The sequence below is a fragment of the Marinobacter sp. CP1 genome (assembly GCF_001266795.1).
Taxonomy (GTDB): Bacteria; Pseudomonadota; Gammaproteobacteria; order Pseudomonadales; family Oleiphilaceae; genus Marinobacter; species Marinobacter flavimaris.
This window is the reverse complement of sequence record NZ_CP011929.1, coordinates 2,788,822-2,810,491: the sequence shown is the minus strand read 5'-3', so window position 1 is coordinate 2,810,491 and position 21,670 is coordinate 2,788,822. Positions and strand designations below refer to the sequence as shown.

Here is a 21,670-nt window from a genome sequence, read left to right as displayed (position 1 = left end):
GAAGCCCCTCAGAACAGACCTTTGCCGCGGTCGATGTATTCAGTGCGGTAACGCTGGGTGCCATAGAGCGCCTCGTTGAGATTCACCTCAGTAGCGCCGTTGGGAATATTGAAGAAGGCACCTGATGTGGCCTTGATAAAATCTTCGGGCGTGAAGTCTGTTTTCTTTACATCCTTCAGCCAATCAAGATCTTTGGTCTGGAATGAGATAAAAGCACCGTCGGCCGGCCCGGTGATACGTCGCTCGCCATTGACCTCACCAACCTCTCCTACCGGGAAGCTGTTATAGATATCCAGGTCGAAACAGGAATCTATTCCAAGGACCAGGCAGTCCTCCGCGTAAACATAAATGTCACCGCCTGAACAGCTGAAAAAGGAACAATCCGGAACCTCGATTCGGGAACTCGAACCCCAGCCGATCAGGTTCTTTACCGACCAGCGGGTAAAGCCGCTTGCGCCCTCGAGGATGAACCGTTCGCCATCCGGGATACCGATGTATTCCGCTCTTACCGGGTCCAGGGAGCCAATGTTTGGATCGCCCTCCGCACCGTAAACCAGCTCTGCCTTGGTGGATAATGGACTACCGCCTTCGAGTAGAGGGGTGAGGAGCACGATGATTTGATCAAAAAGGTTACCGCTTGAGCTGGCCTGGCTCAGCCCTTCACCGCGGTCAATGATGTCCACGTTCACATTGCCAGTCAGCGTTTCAATCTTGCCGGACAGGACACCCATGGATTCACCGAAACCCAGTCGGAAGCCGACCACTTCTTCAGTTTGTTCATCGAAGGCAAACTCCAGAAACGGATTCTGGATCAAGAAAGGAACGATCTCCCCCTCTGCATAGGCACTGCCATCGGGCTTTCGCTGTCTCGGAGCTTTGGGATTGGCGTCAAAGTAAGCCTGATTGTTAATGTATCCAAGGGCAAAATCTTCAATATAGACATCCGAAGTGCCCGGTTTCTCACCTTCCCGGTCGTAACGGCCCATTTCCAGCACATCCACATTGGTCTGGATTTCAATGTCCATTCCGAGATTGACCCGGGTATAGGCGGTGTTGTCGTTGGCATCAGGATGGTACTGGCGGTCAACCGACACAAAGGCCTGCCCTGTGACTTCAGACATCTGTCGATCTGAAATCGGGCGCAGTTCGGCGTTGACCCCCGAAGCCAGTAAAGGCAGGAGGAGAAGCGAATAAAATAGTTTACTCATAGTCACATCTCACCGCGGCCGCTTCTTGTTATTGGCGGCTGATTTAAAGATGACTGATGAGCGTCTCTGAGGCTGGCTTGGATTTTTGGTGTTGTTTTAGCCAGTTCTTTTACAGAAGTGTAACCTCGGTTACATGTTGTCACTGTGCGCAGCGTCATGGTTTTGGCATTTGCCAAATTTCAGGCAATAAAAAACCCCAGCATCAAGGATGCTGGGGTTTTCGGTATTAGGAGCCTGACGATGACCTACTCTCACATGGGCAACGCCACACTACCATCGGCGCTGGTCTGTTTCACTTCTGAGTTCGGGATGGGATCAGGTGGTTCCAGACCGCTATGGTCGTCAGGCAAAACGGTTGATCACTGGGGGACGAGAAGGAACTGAGTGATGTTGATTTCGATTGAGCGGTTAAGCTCTGCGTTATCCGCAATTGTCTTGGGTGTTATATAGTCAAGCCGCACGAGCAATTAGTATCGGTTAGCTCAACGCCTCGCAGCGCTTACACACCCGACCTATCAACGTCCTGGTCTTGAACGGCTCTTCAGGGACCTCAAGGGTCCAGGGAGATCTCATCTTGGAAGGGGCTTCCCGCTTAGATGCTTTCAGCGGTTATCCTGTCCGAACATAGCTACCGGGCAATGCGACTGGCGTCACAACCCGAACACCAGAGGTTCGTCCACTCCGGTCCTCTCGTACTAGGAGCAGCTTTCCTCAAATCTCCAACGTCCACGGCAGATAGGGACCGAACTGTCTCACGACGTTCTAAACCCAGCTCGCGTACCACTTTAAATGGCGAACAGCCATACCCTTGGGACCGGCTTCAGCCCCAGGATGTGATGAGCCGACATCGAGGTGCCAAACACCGCCGTCGATGTGAACTCTTGGGCGGTATCAGCCTGTTATCCCCGGAGTACCTTTTATCCGTTGAGCGATGGCCCTTCCATACAGAACCACCGGATCACTATGACCTACTTTCGTACCTGCTCGACGTGTCTGTCTCGCAGTTAAGCGGGCTTGTGCCATTACACTAACCGCATGATGTCCGACCATGCTTAGCCCACCTTTGTGCTCCTCCGTTACGCTTTGGGAGGAGACCGCCCCAGTCAAACTACCCACCACACAGTGTCCTCAACCCCGATAAGGGGTCCAAGTTAGAACCTCAAACATGTCAGGCTGGTATTTCAAGGTTGGCTCCATGAGAACTGGCGTTCCCACTTCAAAGCCTCCCAGCTATCCTACACAAACATGCTCAAAGTTCACTGTGAAGCTATAGTAAAGGTTCACGGGGTCTTTCCGTCTAGCCGCGGATACACCGCATCTTCACGGCGATTTCAATTTCACTGAGTCTCGGGTAGAGACAGCGCCCCCATCGTTACGCCATTCGTGCAGGTCGGAACTTACCCGACAAGGAATTTCGCTACCTTAGGACCGTTATAGTTACGGCCGCCGTTTACCGGGGCTTCGATCAAGAGCTTCGCGCAAGCGCTAACCCCATCAATTAACCTTCCGGCACCGGGCAGGCGTCACACCGTATACGTCCACTTTCGTGTTTGCACAGTGCTGTGTTTTTAATAAACAGTCGCAGGGGCCTGGTATCTTCGACTGGCTTCAGCTCCACCCGCAGGGATTTCACTTACCACCAGCGTGCCTTCTCCCGAAGTTACGGCACCATTTTGCCTAGTTCCTTTACCCGAGTTCTCTCAAGCGCCTTGGTATTCTCTACCTGACCACCTGTGTCGGTTTGGGGTACGGTCTCGAATAGCCTGAAGCTTAGAAGATTTTCCTGGAAGCATGGCATCAATGACTTCCCGCTCTAAGAGCAGTCGTCGTCGCGTCTCGAGATTGTGGACCCGGATTTGCCTAAGTCCACTCCCTACTCGCTTAAACCGGGACAACCGTCGCCCGGCTCACCTAGCCTTCTCCGTCTCTCCATCGCAGCTATCCAAGGTACGGGAATATTAACCCGTTTCCCATCGACTACACCTTTCGGTCTCGCCTTAGGGGCCGACTCACCCTGCGCCGATTAGCGTTGCGCAGGAACCCTTGGTCTTCCGGCGTGCGGGTTTTTCACCCGCATTGTCGTTACTCATGTCAGCATTCGCACTTCTGATACCTCCAGCATGCTTCTCAACACACCTTCGCAGGCTTACAGAACGCTCCCCTACCCCGCATACAAAGTATGCAGCCGCAGCTTCGGTGACCAGTTTGAGCCCCGTTACATCTTCCGCGCAGGCCGACTCGACTAGTGAGCTATTACGCTTTCTTTAAAGGATGGCTGCTTCTAAGCCAACCTCCTAGCTGTCTGAGCCTTCCCACATCGTTTCCCACTTAACTGGTACTTGGGGACCTTAGCTGGCGGTCTGGGTTGTTTCCCTCTTCACGACGGACGTTAGCACCCGCCGTGTGTCTCCCGGATAGTACTCACAGGTATTCGGAGTTTGCATCGGGTTGGTAAGTCGGGATGACCCCCTAGCCGAAACAGTGCTCTACCCCCTGTGGTATTCGTCCGAGGCGCTACCTAAATAGCTTTCGGGGAGAACCAGCTATCTCCGGGCTTGATTAGCCTTTCACTCCGATCCACAAGTCATCCCCTGGCTTTTCAACGACAGTGGGTTCGGTCCTCCAGTGCCTGTTACGGCACCTTCAACCTGCTCATGGATAGATCGCCCGGTTTCGGGTCTATGCCCAGCGACTAAATCGCCCTATTCAGACTCGGTTTCCCTACGGCTCCCCTAAACGGTTAACCTCGCCACTGAACATAAGTCGCTGACCCATTATACAAAAGGTACGCCGTCACGGAACAAGTCCGCTCCGACTGCTTGTACGCATACGGTTTCAGGATCTATTTCACTCCCCTCACAGGGGTTCTTTTCGCCTTTCCCTCACGGTACTGGTTCACTATCGGTCAGTCAGGAGTATTTAGCCTTGGAGGATGGTCCCCCCATGTTCAGACAGGATATCACGTGTCCCGTCCTACTCGATTTCACTAAACTCAGGTTTCGGATACGGGGCTATCACCCACTATGGCGGCACTTTCCAGAGCCTTCTCCTACCAGTTGTCTAGCTTAAGGGCTAGTCCCCGTTCGCTCGCCGCTACTTAGGGAATCTCGGTTGATTTCTTTTCCTCGGGGTACTTAGATGTTTCAGTTCCCCCGGTTCGCCTCTTACACCTATGTATTCAGTGCAAGATACCGACCCGAAAGTCGGTGGGTTTCCCCATTCAGAAATGCCCGGATCACAGCTTGTTTGCCAGCTCCCCGAACCTTATCGCAGGCTTCCACGTCTTTCATCGCCTCTGACTGCCAAGGCATCCACCGTATGCGCTTAGTTGCTTGACTATATAACCCCAAGACAACTGTGCTCCATTCATCGACAACCTGGTAAACCAGGGCATCAATAAGTGGAGACAGTTCCTTGAAGCGATATAACAACCACTTCAACGACAACACCGGATAACGCTTGAAATCGTTATCACTCTGATCAATGAATTCCGGAGATAATGGAATTCATCAATCGTGTTCTATCTCGTCCAATTTGTTAAAGAGCAAATCTGACCCAGTGATCAGAAAGAAGATCTTCAGCCACAACTCTTAATCGAGTCACGCAACTGAAAAGCTTGTTTCTGTACACTGCTAACCGAAGTTAGTCAGTAATTTGGTGGAGCTAGGCAGGATCGAACTGCCGACCTCCTGCGTGCAAGGCAGGCGCTCTCCCAGCTGAGCTATAGCCCCATAAAAGCTATTACAAGAATTATTCAGATCAACGTACCTGATAACGCCGAGCTGGATAATTCTGGTGGGTCTGGGTGGACTTGAACCACCGACCTCACCCTTATCAGGGGTGCGCTCTAACCACCTGAGCTACAGACCCAAAAACACGGGCCTGCAACGACCCATCTGCTCTCTTTATTCAGCTAACCAAGTAATTCGTGTGGACTCTGACCGAAGCATTCGGCTTCGTTTAAGGAGGTGATCCAGCCGCAGGTTCCCCTACGGCTACCTTGTTACGACTTCACCCCAGTCATGAACCACACCGTGGTGATCGTCCTCCCGAAGGTTAGACTAACCACTTCTGGTGCAATCCACTCCCATGGTGTGACGGGCGGTGTGTACAAGGCCCGGGAACGTATTCACCGTGACATTCTGATTCACGATTACTAGCGATTCCGACTTCACGCAGTCGAGTTGCAGACTGCGATCCGGACTACGATGCGTTTTGTGAGATTGGCTCCCCCTCGCGGGTTTGCAGCCCTCTGTGCGCACCATTGTAGCACGTGTGTAGCCCTGGCCGTAAGGGCCATGATGACCTGACGTCATCCCCACCTTCCTCCGGTTTGTCACCGGCAGTCTCCCTAGAGTTCTCAGCCGAACTGCTAGCAACTAGGGATAGGGGTTGCGCTCGTTACGGGACTTAACCCAACATCTCACGACACGAGCTGACGACGGCCATGCAGCACCTGTGTCAGAGTTCCCGAAGGCACCAATCCATCTCTGGAAAGTTCTCTGCATGTCAAGGCCAGGTAAGGTTCTTCGCGTTGCGTCGAATTAAACCACATGCTCCACCGCTTGTGCGGGCCCCCGTCAATTCATTTGAGTTTTAACCTTGCGGCCGTACTCCCCAGGCGGTCTACTTAGTGCGTTAGCTGCGCCACTAAGACTTCAAGAGTCCCAACGGCTAGTAGACATCGTTTACGGCGTGGACTACCAGGGTATCTAATCCTGTTTGCTCCCCACGCTTTCGCACCTCAGTGTCAGTATTGGTCCAGGTAGCCGCCTTCGCCACTGGTGTTCCTTCCTATATCTACGCATTTCACCGCTACACAGGAAATTCCACTACCCTCTACCATACTCTAGCCTGACAGTTCGAAATGCCGTTCCCAGGTTAAGCCCGGGGCTTTCACATCTCGCTTATCAAACCACCTACGCGCGCTTTACGCCCAGTAATTCCGATTAACGCTTGCACCCTCCGTATTACCGCGGCTGCTGGCACGGAGTTAGCCGGTGCTTCTTCTGTGAGTAACGTCAAGCCCTACGAGTATTAGTCGCAGAGTTTTCCTCCTCACTGAAAGTGCTTTACAACCCGAAAGCCTTCTTCACACACGCGGCATGGCTGGATCAGGGTTGCCCCCATTGTCCAATATTCCCCACTGCTGCCTCCCGTAGGAGTTCGGGCCGTGTCTCAGTCCCGATGTGGCTGATCATCCTCTCAGACCAGCTACGGATCGTCGCCTTGGTAGGCCTTTACCCCACCAACTAGCTAATCCGACATAGGCACATCCAATAGCGCAAGGTCCGAAGATCCCCTGCTTTCCCCCGAAGGGCGTACGCGGTATTAATCCGGGTTTCCCCGGGCTATCCCCCACTACTGGGCAGTTTCCTATGCATTACTCACCCGTCCGCCGCTCGTCAGCGGGGTGCAAGCACCCCCTGTTACCGCTCGACTTGCATGTGTTAAGCCTGCCGCCAGCGTTCAATCTGAGCCATGATCAAACTCTTCAGTTTAAATCATACAAGAATCCGAAGATTCTCTATTCTTGCTCAAGACAAAACTCAATTTCGACGAGTCACTGTCCTGATATTTCATATCCGAAATACCTCGGCCAGCGCCCACACGAATTACTTGGTCAACTTTTTAAAGAGCGTTTGAGCTGTTGCTCAATCAAGGCCGCGTATTCTACATCGTAGCGCCGCCTTGTCAACCGTTTATTTTTCGATGTTTTCCGTCTCCGGAAAGCGCCGAAAAATGACCCGGCTTACTGCTTGTTTCGAGGCGCGCATTCTACAGTGAATCGCTTGCCTGTCAACTGCTTTCTGAAGAATTTTGAAACTCATTTTCTTCAGCGCTTTCAAACAGTTATCTTTCGATTTCTGAGCCGCCTCAGCGGTGCTCCCCTCGAAAGAGATGCGCATTCTACAGACCTGCCCGTGGGTGTCAACGGCGATTCTGAAAAAAACTCAAAATCGCCCAAAATCGATCAGACAGTAATCAGAACCCGGGCGATCTTCTTCTTGCCAGCCTGGATGACGCAATCATCGCCTTCCACAAACATCCGGTCGCCCTCGAATTTCTGGCCATCGACAAATACCGCACCACGCCCCAGGACATCCCGGGCTGCCGCGCCGTTCTTTACCAAACCGGCCAGGCGAAGCACCGCCGCCATCGGGATCTCGGACTGCCCCTCCAAAGGCACCTCAACAGTTGGCACATTGTCCGGGATCTCGCCGAGCGCCACCCGGTTACCCGCCGACTTGTGAGCGGTCCGGGCCGCCTCTTCATCATGGAAGCGGGTAATAATCTCTTCCGCGAGCAGCTTTTTATAATCCTGGGGGTTTGCACCACCAGCAACCGCCTTGCGGAACTCGTCCACCTCGGCAAGCGGCCGGAAGCTCAGCAGTTCAAAGTAGCGCCACAGGAGATCATCCGGCATGGAGAGCAGCTTGGTGTACATTTCGCCAGGCGAGTCGTTGACGCCGACGTAGTTCCCCAGAGACTTGGACATCTTCTGGACACCATCGAGCCCTTCCAGAATTGGCATGGTGAGGATCACCTGGGGCGACTGGCCGTAATGCTTCTGCAGAATGCGCCCCATCAGGAGATTAAACTTCTGGTCGGTACCGCCCAGCTCAACATCCGCCTCCATGGCCACGGAGTCATACCCCTGGACCAGAGGGTAGAGAAACTCGTGAATCGCAATCGCCTGCTCGGCACGATAGCGCTTGGTGAAGTCATCCCGCTCCAGCATGCGCGCAACGGTGTATTGTCCCGCCAGCTTGATCATATCGGCGGCGCTCATCTTACCCATCCAGTCGGAATTGAACATGACGCGCGTTTTCGCGGGATCAAGAATCTTGAACACCTGCTCTTTATAGCTGACCGCGTTCTCGGCGACCTGCTGCTCTGTTAGAGGAGGACGCGTGGCGCTTTTCCCGGTGGGGTCACCGATCATTCCGGTGAAATCTCCAATCAGAAACATCACCTCGTGACCAAGATCCTGAAACTGCCGCAGCTTGTTAATAAGAACGGTGTGCCCAAGATGAAGGTCCGGCGCAGTGGGGTCGAAACCCGCCTTAATCCGCAGCGGACGACCTTCCTTCAATTTTTCGATGAGCTCATCTTCCGGAATGAGTTCGTCTACGCCTCGCTTGATTATCGCCAACGCTTCATCAATGGATGCCATGAACAACACGTCCCCGCTTTGATCTTGGAAAGATTCTGTCAGTTACAGAGTTCAACAAAAGAAATCTGTGAGTTACCTGTTCCCCTGCTACAGTATGCTGACCAGATTTTGACCAACACCGACTTTGCAGGGCGGCGTATTATAACAACGCTGTCAAAAGAAATCCGGAGGATGGAGCAGCAACCGTAATGTTCCACGCTGTCCCGCATGCATTTTATACGGTAATCTGTTGGACTATACTTGAACAACAGCTTTAATTAGGTAGTACAAGCTGCCGTAATACCGATTAAAACGGGTGCGATACGTGCTGAAAATGTTTCCTAAAACTCACATTACCATTGCTGCCGCGGCTACCGTTGTTGTTACCGCTGCCATTCTCATGAGCCCCAGCAGCAACGTTGAAGCCAAACGGATGTCCTATGCCCTGGACTTGGAGCAAGGCACCGTTTCCGAAACCGGCGCAGCGCCTGAGCAAGCAATGCCGACAGAGGCTCCCGTAGCGGACACCCAGCCGAAAGCGCCTGAATCCGAGGTCGCGGCAGAAGGCACGCAGCAGGCGAGCGTTTCCGCTCCCGAGCAACCTGTCGCTCCGAAGTTGCCGGAACTCGAATGGCAAACCTTCGCGATCAAGTCTGGTGACACGCTCTCCTCCCTGTTCAAGAAAGCTGGCTTTAATGATGGCATCATGCTCTCGGTTATTCATGGCGACGGTGAGGCCGAAAAACTCCAGCGCTTGTACGCCGGCGAAACCATTCGCTTTGCAACAACCGAAGACGGTGGGCTTGCGGCCATCGACTTGCAGAGAAACCGTCTGGAAACCCTGAAGATTACCAAAGAAGGCGAAAGCTTTACCGGCGAAACCGAAGTTCGCAAACCGGAAGCGCGGCCAGCCTTTGCATCAGGCACCATTGACGGCTCCCTCTATCTGGCTGCGCGCGAAGCGGGCCTTAACGACAGCCTGACCATGGAGCTGGCAGGCATCTTCGGCTGGGATATCGACTTTGTTTACGACGTCCGGAAGGGCGACCAGTTCGAAGTGGTTTACGAAGAACTCTACCTTGACGGCGAAAAGTTCGACACGGGCCGGATCCTGTCTGCACGATTCGTTAACCGCGGCGAAGAAAACCTCGCACTGCTTTATACCGACAGCAATGGCGACAGCGATTACTACGCTCCCGATGGCAAAAGCATGCGCAAGGCATTCCTGCGAACCCCCATCAATGCCCGGATTTCTTCTCCGTTCAACCTTCAGCGCCGCCATCCCGTTCTGGACGTAGTACGTCCGCATGAAGGCACCGATTACGCAGCGCCTCCCGGAACTCCCATCAAGGCGGCAGGTTCCGGTCGGGTGAAATTCGCAGGCTGGAAAGGTGGTTACGGACGAACTGTCATCCTCCAGCACGGCGACAACATCACCACGCTGTATGCACACATGAGCCGCCTGGGTAAAGGCATCAAGAATGGCACCCGAGTCAAGCAGGGCCAAACCATCGGGCATGTTGGTTCATCGGGCATGGTTACCGGACCTCACCTGCACTACGAGTTCAGACTGAACGGGTCGCCGCGCAACTCCCGCACGGTCAAGTTGCCGGACGCAAAGCCCATTCCGTCTTCCGAGATGGCCCGATTCAAACAATTCACCGAACAGCGAATCGCGCAGTTTGACGTGTTCCGCGAGAGCTATCAGCAACTCGCACTGGCTTCAGACGACTGAGAAACAAATGGAAGCCTGGATTGGATTGATGTCAGGCACCAGCATGGATGGCATTGATGCCGTGCTGGTGTCTTTCAATCACAGCGCCGTAAAGATCCACGCATCGCACACGATCCCCTACCCCGATCAGATTCGCCACCGACTCATTGCCGCCAGCCAGAACCAGGCCGAACCCGACGAAATCGGCGAACTGGATACTCTGGTCGGTCATCTGTTTGCCCAGGCCGCGGACGCGGTCATCCAAAGATCGGAATTCGATCGAGCGAAGATTCGGGGCATTGGCAGCCATGGACAAACCATTCGACACCAGCCTTCTGGCACCGCACCTTTCTCCATACAGATCGGCAACCCTTGCGTGCTGTCCGAAGCCACCAACATCACAACAGTTGCGGACTTCCGACGACGGGACATGGCCGCCGGAGGCCAGGGCGCACCGCTGGTCCCGGCCTTCCACAAGGCCTTTTTCAGCTCAGATGAGGAGAACCGCTGTATTCTCAACCTCGGGGGAATCGCCAACATTACCTGGCTCCCCGCCAGTGACGAGATACCGGCAACCGGTTTTGACACGGGCCCTGCCAATGCGCTGATGGATGCCTGGTGCCTCGACCAGACCGGGCTGCCTTTCGACAGCGACGGTCATTGGGCCATGGAGGGTTCGATTAACCAGGAACTTCTTGATGACATGCTCTCCGATGCCTATTTCTCGAAGGCACCCCCGAAAAGCACGGGCAAAGAGCGGTTCAATCTTGATTGGGTAAAAACACTGGTAAGCCGCCACCGGGACATTCCAGCCGAAGATATTCAGAGAACCCTGCTGGAATTAACCGTCAAAAGCGTCGTGCAGCAACTGCCCGAGATCTCGGATCTCAGGATTTACGTGTGTGGTGGCGGGGCACGCAATCCGCTGCTGATGGAGGCGTTCGCCAAAGCGCTTCCCGGCGTTTCGCTTTCACTCACAACGGAGCTGGGATTAGACCCTCAACTGGTGGAGCCTGTCGCCTTTGCCTGGCTGGCAAAGCAGGCACTGGAAGGAAAGCCCGGCAACCTGCCGGACGTGACCGGAGCATCTGGCCCTCGTATTCTGGGTGCCATTTACCCGGCCTGAAAACCACTGCCACTCAGATGGAGAAGGAGCTACCACACCCGCAAGTGGAGCTGGCATTGGGGTTCTGAACCACGAACTGTGAGCCCTGCAGGCCTTCCTGATAATCAATGGTAGCGCCCACCAAATACTGGTAACTCATCGGATCCACCAGAAGAGAAACGCCATCACGCTCGATCACGGTGTCTTCCTCATCCTGGCTTTCATCAAACGAGAAGCCGTACTGAAATCCGGAGCAGCCCCCGCCCGTCACAAAGACGCGGAGTTTGAGCTCGGGATTTTCTTCTTCCTCGATCAACTCACGTACTTTGGCAACGGCACTGTCACTGAAGAACAGCGGTGTAGCTATTTGTTGCTGAACTGCGCTCAAGTTCGCCTCCGGATAATTATGAACAACTCAGGCGATTATGGTATTCCTGACCAAAACAATCAACTATTCGGACTTTCCACCATCGTCCGCACCGCTGGGCTCCCCTGCCGAATCGCCAGCGGAAGCCTGCTTTTCACCGGACACGGCGGCTTTGGAATCCTGAGAGAGCAACCCTACCGGCTCCCGCTGATGCACCAGATTTCCGTTTACAGACGCCCCCATCGCCATTTCAATGAGGTTGTAGTAAACGCTTCCATTGATAGAGGCTTTTTCCGCCAGTTCAAGATGTGCCGAGGCGTAGACATCACCATTCACGGTTCCGTTGATAATGACGTGCGGCGCATTGATATCACCCGTCACTTCGCCAACTTCTGAAATCCTCAATACCGCGTCGGTGCCCTCATCGGCAACGACCTTGCCACGAATCCGGCCATCCACGTGAAGCCCACCGCTGAAATGCACATCGCCTTCAACCGTCGTACGGGAAGAGATCAGGGTGTCAAAATGGCCCGTGGGCCGGCGCGGCTTCTGCTTTTTCTTGCCAAGCATGTCAGTTCTCCGTTAAATCGTCCCAGTTAAAGGTGCGCTCGGCTTGCGAGGATTTTTTTCCCTCTGCCTGGGCAACCACCTGGATCTCAAGCGGTTCAAATTGTTCCGGCAGTTTCAGGGAGCCTTCGACATCCTGAAAGTACCGGAAACGGAATTTCACACCGAGATCGGCTATGTCCTCCGAGAGATCACGCAAGGCGATGACCTCTTTTTCCTCATCCCGCAAACCAATGACATTGACTGCCACCACACCGGAAATGTAGCTCTTGTTGTTGCCGACCTGGGTCAGCACCAACTTGAAGTCATAACTGTCCTGATTGCGAGCCCGAACCAGTGAAAAGCTGTCTACCTGAAGCCCCTTGCTGGTTTCCGACGGAGCCATGATGTTTTTATAGAAAGTCAGGTCCGATTGCAGTGACACAATGCGGGTTTCCAGATCCACAATGGTTTTTCGCGCCTGGTTCAGGGCCTGCTCGTCAATCGCCTGCCCACGCTCAAGATTGATCAGCTGCTGCCGGGCCTTGCGATAATCATCCCTGAGCTTCTCGACCTCGTTTTCCAGCACCTGGTTCGACTCCTCGGCACTGGAAAAACGGAACCCGCCCTGGGCGAGCCCGGCGGCATACCCCACGACCGCAGCTACCACGGTAAAAACCAGAAGGATGGCGGTTCTGCGCAGGCGATAACCCGGTCGATGCCGGATGACCACATACTCTTCAGCCGGCTTTCGCTGTTCGCTCACAATCTTCCCTTGGGTATCAAGGCAAAAGCGCCGGGGCCTCAAGCCCCATGGTTTCTTTCAGGCCAAACATGATGTTCATATTCTGGACCGCCTGCCCGGCTGCACCTTTCACCAGGTTATCAATGACGGAAGAAACAATAACAATGTTGCTCTGTTCCTGCCTGTGCAGTGCCATGCGACACTGGTTCGCCCCACGCACGCTCCGGGTTTCCGGATGGCTGCCGAAAGGCATCACATCGACAAAAGGCTCGTCATCGAAACGCTGCTCGAACAGGGCCTGGAGCCGATCAAAGTCCGCCGGATTCCTCAGCTCGGCGTAGAGCGTCGCCTCGATGCCGCGGATCATCGGAATCAGGTGGGGCACGAACGTCACACCCACATCCCCGCCAGCAGCACCGCACAAACCCTGGCGGATTTCCGGCAGATGACGGTGCCCCGAGGCGCCGTAGGCCTTGAAGCTTTCACCGATCTCCCCGTGGAGCATGCCGATCTTGCCCTGCCTGCCCGCGCCGCTGGCGCCGGATTTGGCATCGGCGATCAGGCGCTTTGGATCCACCAGTCCCTGCTCCAGCAACGGGAGGAATCCCAGCTGAACTGCAGTCGGATAGCAACCCGGATTGGCCACCAGTTGAGCAGTGCGGATTTCATCACGCACCACTTCCGGCAAACCGTAAACCGCCTTCTCCGCCCACTCCGGGCTCTCATGGGCCATGCCATACCAGTTGGCCCAGACATCCAGATCTTTAAGACGGAAATCGGCGGACAGATCCACTACACGCACGCCGGCGGACATCAGTTCCGGCACCATCCTCATGGCCACGCCATGGGGCGTGGCGAAGAACACCAGATCGCAGGCCCCAAGCACATTGACGTCCGGCTCTGAGAACGCGAGGTCATAATGGCCTCGCAAATTGGGGTACATCTCCGCAACCGGCATACCCGCCTCGGAACGGGAGGTAATGCAACTGACCGAAACTTCAGGGTGAACCGCAAGAATTCTCAGCAGTTCCACACCGGTGTAGCCGGTGCCACCAACGATGCCTACTTTAATCACCATTTTCTCCAGCGACGTCGTATCAGAATTAAGAGCTTTAACGTCGTAGTCTACCATGATAAACCAATGACTTATTGCAGCCCTCAGGGCGACCGTTACAATGTTGTCAGAATCCTTCTGGCAGTCCATTCAAATCCACCGGAACTCTGGCCTCATGCAGAAAATCTGGCACCAGATTACCGAGCATCTGATTCCTGTTTTCCGGCGCCGACTCTCCGGTGTTGATGCTTTGCCGCAACTGGCCGTGCTTGGCCTGCTGTCCGGTTTGATAACCGGGGGCGTGATCCTGCTTTTTCGGCTGGCTATCGAATGGCCGCTTGAGCATTTCCTGCCCGGGGATGGCTCCGAATCCTTCGAACAACTGGACCTGATTACCCGCGGGCTCCTGCCCCTGGCTGGCGCCCTCAGTCTGGGGCTTTTGATGCATCGTCTGGCCACCCATGACCGCAAGGTCGGGATTGTGCATGTGATGGAGCGCCTGAACTACCACCAGGGCTACATTTCCATGCGCAGCGCGATCGTGCAGTTCATCTCGGGCGTTGCCACCGTGGTCAGTGGTCAGTCGGCGGGTCGTGAGGGGCCTGCCGTGCACCTGGGAGCGGCTTTTTCCAGCCTGATGGGCCAGTGGATGCGGCTTCCGAACAACAGCATCCGGACACTGGTGGCCTGCGGTTGTGCGGCCGCCATTTCAGCCTCTTTCAACACGCCGATCTCCGGCGTCATCTTCGCCATGGAAGTGGTGATGATGGAATACACCATTGCCGGTTTTACACCGATCATCCTGGCCTCTGTCAGTGCTGCCATCGTTACCCAGGCGGTCTATGGCACAGAGCCGGCCTTTAACGTGCCGGCGCTGACCATGAACTCGCTAACGGAAATCCCCTGGATACTCGCCATAGCGGTGATTATCGGCATTTCGGCCGCGCTGTTTATCCAGCTGGTTGACACTATGGGCAAGCATCACCATCGCCCCGTTCTGTTGCGCATCACGTTTGCGGGTCTTCTGATGGTGCCATTCGCCATTTTTATTCCGGAAACCATGGGTATCGGTTACGACACCGTCAACGAAACCATCAACGGCGAACTCGGGTTCTGGCTCCTGCTCGGAGCCGGCGCCGCCAAACTGGTGATTACATCGCTCTCCATCGGGCTGGGCATGCCAAGTGGCGTGATCGGCCCCACCCTGTTTATGGGGGCAACCCTGGGCGGCGCCATGGGGCTGATTGGCGCCCAGATCATGCCGGAGCAGGCTTCCTCTGTTGGCTTCTACGCCATGCTCGGCATGGGAGCCATGATGGGCGCCGTACTGCAGGCGCCACTCGCCGCCCTGATGGCATTGATGGAGCTCACGCGTAACCCCAACATCATCCTCCCGGGCATGCTGATCATCACCACCTCGAGCCTGGTGACCAGCGAGGCGTTCGGGAAGAGGTCACTGTTCCTGACCATTCTCAAGAACCAGGGGCTTAGCTATCAGAATTCCCCGGTGATTCAGGCGCTGCGGCGGGTATCGGTTGGCGCAATCATGGATCGCAGTATATTGCGCACCGAACGGCACCTGACAGTGGAAGAAGCGCGGAAAGTACTGAAATCCGAGCCGAAGTGGCTGGTGGTTGAGGGCAGCAGCGGGCCGACCGCCCTGTTGCCGGCCGTGGATCTCGCCCGATATCTGGAGGACACCGAAAAGCTGGTGTCCGAGGAAGAGATCGAACCGCCGGAGTCCATTGACCTGATGGACATACCTGCGAACCGTCGCGACGTGGCCCCCGTGCAATACCAGGCCACCCTGGAGGAGGCATTAAACGAGTTCGATGCAACCAATGCCGAGGCCCTCTACGTACAACGTCACGTCGCGCCAATGATCCAGCGGGTATACGGCGTGGTGCTGAAAGCCGATATCGAGAGTTACTACCAATACCGACGGAGCTGACGAATGCTGTGGGTGAAAGCCTTCCATATTATTTCACTGGTGTGCTGGTTCGCCGGCATTTTCTATCTGCCCAGACTGTTCGTCTACCACGCTGCCTGCGAGGACGAGCCCGGTCGTGAGCGCTTCAAGATCATGGAACGCAAGCTTTACCGGGGGATTACCACCCCTTCAATGGTCGCCACCGTCGTCTTCGGTGTCTGGCTGATCAGTTACAATGCCTCCGGCTATTTCAGCCAGGGCTGGATGCATGCCAAGCTGTTTCTGGTGGCCATTCTGATCGTTTACCATTTCTATTGCGGGCACCTTGTAAAGGTCTTCCGGGACGACCGGAACACCAGAAGCCACGTATTCTACCGGTGGTTCAACGAACTGCCGGTGCTGATTCTTCTGGCCGTTGTAATTCTGGCTGTTGTCAAACCGTTTTGAGGAGCTGAGTCATCAAACGCTATACCCGACCACAGGTTCTGATTCTTTCCGGGCTTGATCCGTCCGGCGGCGCCGGCATTCAGGCCGACATCCAGGCCGTCACCTCCCTTGGCTGCCATCCCTTGCCGGTTCTTACCTGCCTCACCGTGCAGGACACCCGTAACGTGTATGGCGCCGAGCCCGTATCGGCAGACCTGATCCGAAAACAACTCCAGTGTCTCGCCGATGATTCCCCGATTCATGCCATCAAAACCGGTGCTCTGGGCAATGCTGCGGTGGTGGATGTGCTCGTGGATTTCATCCGTGAACATCCGGGCATTCCCGTGATTACCGACCCGGTGATCAAGGCCGCAGGCGGCGGTGATCTGGCCGACGACGAACTGGTCAGTGCCATGAAGGAGAAGCTCTTTCCCGTGGCCGAAATGATCACACCCAATGGCGTCGAACTGGCCATGCTCGGCAACAGTGAAGACGCCGATCAGGCCGCCGACAATCTGCTGAAGGGCGGCTGCGAATCCGTGCTGGCCACTGGTGGACACGGCACCGGCATTCACATTATTAACACGCTCTATAACCACGCCCCGGAGCCCATGCGCTGGGAAATTGAACGAATCGGTGGTGAGTACCATGGCACCGGCTGCACCCTGGCAGCGGCCATTTCTGCCGGCAGAGCCTCCGGGCTGTCGCCCCGAGCCGCCATTTCCCAGGCCCAGAACTACGTTCATCGCGCCATACTCCACGCCCTGGAAGTCGGTAAAGGCCAGCCGGTGCCGGATCGAGGTATTCTGTGGGAGCGATGAGTAAAGGGCTGCGCCCGGGGCTCTACGCCATTACCGACAGCGTACTGACACCACCCGAAACACTGTTCGAATCGGTTGAGGCTGCGCTTCGGGGCGGCGCGGTCATGGTACAATACCGCGAAAAGAGCGCGCCGATGGCTGAACGGATTTCCCAGGCGGTCAGTTTGCAGGCTGTATGCCGAAATGCGGGCGTTCCGTTGCTGATCAATGACGATCCCGATCTCGCAAAACGGGTCGGGGCTGCCGGCGTACACATGGGTCAGACGGACGGCTCAGTGGCAGCGGCCCGCCGCCTTCTCGGTGATGAGGCCATAATCGGCATAACCTGTCACGCCGATCTCGCACTTGCACAATCTGCTCTGGGGGCGGGCGCGGACTATCTGGCGTTCGGGCGATTTTATACGTCGTCGACCAAACCCGGCGCCCCCGCAGCGCCTCCCGGTGTTCTGACCGACGCAAAGCGTTTCGGCCTCCCGATCACCGCCATCGGCGGGGTAACCACAGACAACAGCGAACCTCTTATCCGTGCCGGGGCCGACATGCTCGCCGTGGTAGGCGGCCTTTTTGGCGGCGACACACATGACATTGAGATGCGAGCCAAAGCGTTTAAGCGCCTGTTCGCAAGCCATCACCCACTTTTTTCACTTCCGGAATAACAGGAGCCCAGATCCATGACGCACTCCGAAACCCTGTTCGAGCAGGCCCAGAAATACATCCCCGGTGGCGTGAATTCTCCGGTCCGGGCCTTTCGAGGCGTTGGCGGCACGCCGATCTTCTTCAAGCACGCCCAGGGCGCCTATCTTTACGACGAAGACGATCAGCGCTACATCGATTACATCGGTTCCTGGGGCCCCATGATTCTTGGCCACGGTGACCAACGCATCAAAGACGCCCTGCATGCGCAGGTTGATCTGGGCGTTGGCTATGGTGCGCCGACCGCCCTCGAAACCGAGATGGCCAAGAAGGTGTGCGAACTCGTGCCATCCATCGAACTGGTCCGCATGGTGAATTCAGGTACCGAGGCCACCATGAGCACTGTCCGCCTGGCGAGGGGCTACACCGGTCGCGACAAGATCGTGAAGTTCGAGGGCTGCTACCACGGCCACGTGGATTCACTGTTGGTCAAAGCAGGCTCCGGCGCCCTCACCCTGGGCGTGCCGAATTCCCCGGGCATCCCCGCCAGCCTGGCTGAGCACACCATCACGCTGACCTACAACGACATGGACAGCGTTCGCGAATGCTTCCGGGAGATGGGCGACCAGATCGCCGCGATTATCGTAGAGCCGGTCGCTGGCAATATGAACTGCATTCCACCGGTCCCCGGCTTCCTCGAGGGGTTGCGGGAAGTGTGCGACGAGCACGGCACCGTGCTGATCTTCGACGAAGTAATGACCGGGTTCCGGGTTTCCCTCGGCGGTGCTCAGGGGCTGTATGGCGTAACCCCGGACCTCACCGCACTGGGCAAGGTGATTGGTGGCGGGCTTCCGGTCGGCGCCTTTGGCGGCAAACGGGAAATCATGGAACACATCTCACCATTGGGACCGGTTTACCAGGCAGGCACCCTGAGCGGTAACCCCCTGGCCATGTGCGCCGGCCTGACGACACTGAACGCAATCTCCGAGCCCGGTTTCCACGACCGGCTGACCGAGAAAACCAATGCCGTTCGCGACGGCCTGAAAGAAGCCGCTGATGCCACTGGCATCCCGTTGACGGTCCAGAGTGCCGGGGCCATGTTCGGATTCTTCTTTACCGAGGAAAGCTCTGTTACCCGCTTTGAACAGGTGATGGGCTGTGATGTCGAACGCTTCAAGAAGTTCTTCCAGGGCATGCTTAAAGAAGGCGTATATCTGGCACCATCCGCCTTTGAGGCTGGCTTTACGACAGCGGCACTGTCCGAACAGGACATCGCCGATACGGTAGCGGCGGCCAAAAAGGTCATGGCCACGCTCTGATATTTCCGCTGTCCCCATCGCTGCCCCGCAGGTCGGAACATGTCCTGCGGGGCCACCGATGTGATGGGCATCACAGTTCCACGGCGAACACACCTGCCTGGCCTCTTGTGCCGTTGACTTACCATCCAACCTGATCAAATGTTGATCTAATCTCTACCGAGATGCTCTGACGGCACCAAATCTAACAAACACAAAAATCAAGTCAGCGCACGGAAGCACTCGGTCTGCTTACAGGCAGATGCAGTACGAGCAGGAAGTCTCTGGAGCAACCCGTTAGGTTGAGCCGCAGTTTGAATAACAAACACAACATCAAACTGTAGGAACGACAATGAAACTCTGGATCCAAGCAATGGCCCTGGCCCTGACTGTGGCCTGGTCGGCCCCCTCCGCCGCCTGGTGGTGGGACTCTACCCCTTCAAACTATACGGATACTCGCTACCCGGTTGTGCTGGTGCATGGCATGTTCGGCTTTGATTCCATTGCCGGCGTGGACTACTGGTACGGCGTCGCCGAGGATCTCCGCAAATACGGCGCTGATGTCTACACCACTCAGGTGCCCGCCCTGGATAGCACCATTGCTCGCGGTGAAGCGCTTCTGCCGCAGGTACAGGCGATCGCCGCGGTGCATGGCAAGGTCAATCTGATTGGCCACAGCCACGGGGGCCCCACGGCCCGTTACATCGCCAGGGTGCGGCCGGATCTGGTCGCCTCAGTGACGTCCGTCGGCTCGCCCCATAAAGGCTCGCCGGTCGCCGACCTTATCTACGGCTCCCCTGCCGAAAGCCTGGCGGCCAGTCTGGGGAATGCATTGGGTGGGCTTATCGATCTGCTGTCCGGTGGCGGTTATAACCAGGACCTGCGGTCAAGCCTGGAATCCCTCACCACCCAAGGCAGCGCCGAATTCAACAACTTCGCCCCTGCCGGGATTCCAACCACTTCTTGCGGTGAAGGTGCCTACTCGGCAAATGGCGTCCGCTTCTACTCCTGGGGTGGCACCGGTGTTCTGACCAACGTACTGGATCCGTCCGACGCGTTGTTGGGCACAACCAGCCTCGCCTTCGGCTTCAGCCAGAACGACGGTCTGGTAGGCCGCTGCAGCAGCCGGTTTGGCAAGGTTATCCGGGATAATTACTTCATGAACCATCTGGATGAAGTGAATCAGGCGTTGGGCCTGCACAGCCTCTTCGAAACTGATCCAAAAGCGGTTTTCAAGCAACACGCCAACCGCCTGAGAAACGCAGGACTGTAACGGGTAGCCGGCCTTCTGGCTTTGACTTGCAGAGCTAGAAGGCCCCTTCCAGGGTGAACATCAGCGTCTGGCGCTGATAGTCATACTGCGACAGACTGCTTCTGTTATCCCGAACCAGCCACTCCCCCCGGACCAGCCAACGGCTGTCCAGGGACTTCTCCACCAGCAACCCGATCTCGAGGCGGTTATCTGTTCTGCGACCGCTCTCGCCTTCCCCGGACACCAACTGATGGACGTCCCGGTATCGACTGTGGCGAACAGAGCCCGTTGTTCCGAACACGATATCTGGCCGCCACCGGTAGCGACCGGCAAACTCCAGTGTGTGGTGGGTAGGTGAGACACTGATAAACTCACTGGTTGTTTGCAGATCCCGCCGGTCATTGATTTCCAGTGAGTAGTCGCCGTCCAATCGCCAGGGTCCCAGGTACTTCCGCGCATGAACGCGTGCCCGATACCACTGTCCGTCATAGGCCTCGAAGCCTGAACCACCATTCACGGTAGCCGCCGCCAGGGCGATTCCACACTGATCCGGGGCTACGGGTAGCGAACACGCACGCCAACGATAAAACCCCTCGATGCCGTATCGCGTTTCAAGGGATTCGCTGCCAAACCAGGACTTCACCAACGACACCAGAGCGCCGCGTTCACCTGCAGCGAGGGTCTCAGACCAGGCCAGTCGTCCCTGCAACACCTGAGTGTCGTATTCGTCATCGGACGGATGTTCCCGGGAATAGGCGGCAGCATCGAGGGCAAGCCGTGAGCGGGTACCGACTGGCCGCTCGTAGGTTCCGGCAGCCAGCGCTTCGAGGAACACCCCACCTTCACTCGACGCCGTATCCTCGGGCAGGCCGGCAATATTGGAATCGTAACCGCCAGAGATACCCAGATAGCCGCGAATAGAGGGCTGGCGGGCCAACCGGGGCGATCCACCATCCAGTTTATTCAGTTGCGCCCGGGCCAGTGTCCGGATTTTATCCGGAGCGCTCTCGGCCGAGGCCTGCTCGAACCAGCGACGGGCTTCGGCAGACTCCTCCGTGGCAAGCGCGACCAGACCGAGGTTATAACGCGCCAGGGCACTATTGGAGCCGTCGAGCAAGGAACGGAAGGCAGATTCAGCGGCGCCGTAATCGCCCAGCTGGTAGCAAACAACACCGAGGTTATAGAAAAGCGAAGGAGATCTCAGGCCAGCATCAACGGCTCTCTGAAAGCGCTGTTTCGCGGCGTTCAGGTCTCCTGCTTCAAAGGCTTCAACGCCGGCACGGAAATCCCCCATGCCGGCTTCCGTTTCAGCCGCCTGAAGAATCACCATAGGCATTAACAACAGGATCAGGGACAGGGCGCGCCAAAATACCAGCAAACAGGTTTCTCCGGATTAATCCACGCGGGGCAGGACCGGT

Annotated in this window: 15 protein-coding genes, 2 tRNA genes and 3 rRNA genes; 8 read left to right on the top strand and 12 right to left on the bottom strand. The window is 56.2% G+C overall.

Annotated elements, in window-relative coordinates:
- Positions 1-8: 8 nt before the first annotated feature.
- From ACP86_RS12955 to tyrS, 7 genes are all read right to left on the bottom strand, one after another.
- Entirely contained in the window at positions 9-1,208 is a 1,200-nt protein-coding gene (locus ACP86_RS12955) for a hypothetical protein (RefSeq protein ID WP_053114286.1), read from the bottom strand.
- Between the two features lie 232 nt (positions 1,209-1,440).
- Positions 1,441-1,555 (bottom strand): 5S ribosomal RNA (gene rrf, locus ACP86_RS12950).
- Positions 1,556-1,654: 99 nt separating this feature from the next.
- Positions 1,655-4,546: ribosomal RNA gene (locus tag ACP86_RS12945) — 23S ribosomal RNA — on the bottom strand.
- 317 nt (positions 4,547-4,863) lie between these two features.
- Positions 4,864-4,939 (bottom strand) — tRNA-Ala (locus tag ACP86_RS12940).
- Positions 4,940-5,001: 62 nt separating this feature from the next.
- Positions 5,002-5,078 (bottom strand) — tRNA-Ile (locus ACP86_RS12935).
- 91 nt (positions 5,079-5,169) lie between these two features.
- A 16S ribosomal RNA gene (locus ACP86_RS12930) occupies positions 5,170-6,709 on the bottom strand.
- Together the 16S, 23S and 5S rRNA genes with 2 tRNA genes alongside form the textbook arrangement of a ribosomal RNA operon.
- Before the next feature lie 473 nt (positions 6,710-7,182).
- Positions 7,183-8,385: a tyrosine--tRNA ligase gene (gene tyrS, locus ACP86_RS12920; RefSeq protein WP_053114284.1), complete on the bottom strand. Its 1,203-nt coding sequence runs from the start codon at positions 8,383-8,385 to the stop codon at positions 7,183-7,185.
- Positions 8,386-8,689: 304 nt separating this feature from the next.
- Between tyrS and ACP86_RS12915 the strand changes: the two genes are divergently transcribed.
- Both ACP86_RS12915 and ACP86_RS12910 read left to right on the top strand, forming a co-directional pair.
- Positions 8,690-10,099 (top strand): OapA family protein, encoded by a 1,410-nt coding sequence (locus tag ACP86_RS12915; protein WP_053114282.1) that lies wholly within the window; start codon positions 8,690-8,692, stop codon positions 10,097-10,099.
- A 7-nt stretch (positions 10,100-10,106) separates the two neighbouring features.
- On the top strand, positions 10,107-11,204 hold the full coding sequence (locus ACP86_RS12910) for an anhydro-N-acetylmuramic acid kinase (RefSeq protein WP_053114279.1): 1,098 nt from the start codon (positions 10,107-10,109) through the stop codon (positions 11,202-11,204).
- Positions 11,205-11,217: 13 nt separating this feature from the next.
- Here ACP86_RS12910 and erpA read toward each other — a convergent pair whose 3' ends face one another.
- The 4 genes from erpA to argC all read right to left on the bottom strand — a co-directional run bounded on the left by erpA (position 11,218) and on the right by argC (position 13,916).
- The gene (erpA, locus tag ACP86_RS12905; protein ID WP_008173146.1) at positions 11,218-11,571 is read right to left on the bottom strand and encodes an iron-sulfur cluster insertion protein ErpA; all 354 of its coding nucleotides are present in this window, start codon (positions 11,569-11,571) and stop codon (positions 11,218-11,220) included.
- A gap of 63 nt (positions 11,572-11,634) precedes the next feature.
- Positions 11,635-12,120 carry a bactofilin family protein gene (locus ACP86_RS12900; protein ID WP_008173148.1) on the bottom strand — a complete coding sequence of 162 codons (486 nt, stop codon included), beginning with the start codon at positions 12,118-12,120 and terminating at the stop codon, positions 11,635-11,637.
- Position 12,121: 1 nt separating this feature from the next.
- On the bottom strand, positions 12,122-12,862 hold the full coding sequence (locus tag ACP86_RS12895; RefSeq protein ID WP_014575940.1) for a DUF6776 family protein: 741 nt from the start codon (positions 12,860-12,862) through the stop codon (positions 12,122-12,124).
- A gap of 16 nt (positions 12,863-12,878) precedes the next feature.
- On the bottom strand, positions 12,879-13,916 hold the full coding sequence (gene argC / locus ACP86_RS12890) for an N-acetyl-gamma-glutamyl-phosphate reductase (protein ID WP_053115532.1): 1,038 nt from the start codon (positions 13,914-13,916) through the stop codon (positions 12,879-12,881).
- 154 nt (positions 13,917-14,070) lie between these two features.
- On the opposite strand from argC, the gene ACP86_RS12885 reads away from it, so the two are divergent.
- The 6 genes from ACP86_RS12885 to ACP86_RS12860 all read left to right on the top strand — a co-directional run bounded on the left by ACP86_RS12885 (position 14,071) and on the right by ACP86_RS12860 (position 20,273).
- On the top strand, positions 14,071-15,846 hold the full coding sequence (locus tag ACP86_RS12885) for a chloride channel protein (protein ID WP_053114277.1): 1,776 nt from the start codon (positions 14,071-14,073) through the stop codon (positions 15,844-15,846).
- Positions 15,847-15,849: 3 nt separating this feature from the next.
- Positions 15,850-16,272, top strand: coding sequence for a protoporphyrinogen oxidase HemJ (gene hemJ / locus ACP86_RS12880; protein ID WP_008173152.1), 423 nt, complete (start codon positions 15,850-15,852; stop codon positions 16,270-16,272).
- A 41-nt stretch (positions 16,273-16,313) separates the two neighbouring features.
- Positions 16,314-17,072 (top strand): bifunctional hydroxymethylpyrimidine kinase/phosphomethylpyrimidine kinase, encoded by a 759-nt coding sequence (thiD, locus tag ACP86_RS12875; RefSeq protein WP_081449807.1) that lies wholly within the window; start codon positions 16,314-16,316, stop codon positions 17,070-17,072.
- Complete coding sequence (gene thiE / locus ACP86_RS12870; RefSeq protein ID WP_053114275.1) at positions 17,069-17,728, top strand: thiamine phosphate synthase; 660 nt, start codon at positions 17,069-17,071, stop codon at positions 17,726-17,728. Before thiD ends, thiE begins: the two co-directional genes overlap by 4 nt.
- Before the next feature lie 15 nt (positions 17,729-17,743).
- A complete protein-coding gene (gene hemL / locus ACP86_RS12865; protein WP_053114272.1) occupies positions 17,744-19,024 on the top strand; it encodes a glutamate-1-semialdehyde 2,1-aminomutase in 1,281 nt (426 codons plus the stop codon).
- A gap of 328 nt (positions 19,025-19,352) precedes the next feature.
- Entirely contained in the window at positions 19,353-20,273 is a 921-nt protein-coding gene (locus ACP86_RS12860) for a lipase family alpha/beta hydrolase (protein ID WP_053114270.1), read from the top strand.
- Between the two features lie 34 nt (positions 20,274-20,307).
- Here the strand turns inward: ACP86_RS12860 and ACP86_RS12855 are convergent, their stop codons facing one another.
- Positions 20,308-21,630, bottom strand: coding sequence for a tetratricopeptide repeat protein (locus ACP86_RS12855; RefSeq protein ID WP_053114267.1), 1,323 nt, complete (start codon positions 21,628-21,630; stop codon positions 20,308-20,310).
- Between the last annotated feature and the right edge of the window lie 40 nt (positions 21,631-21,670).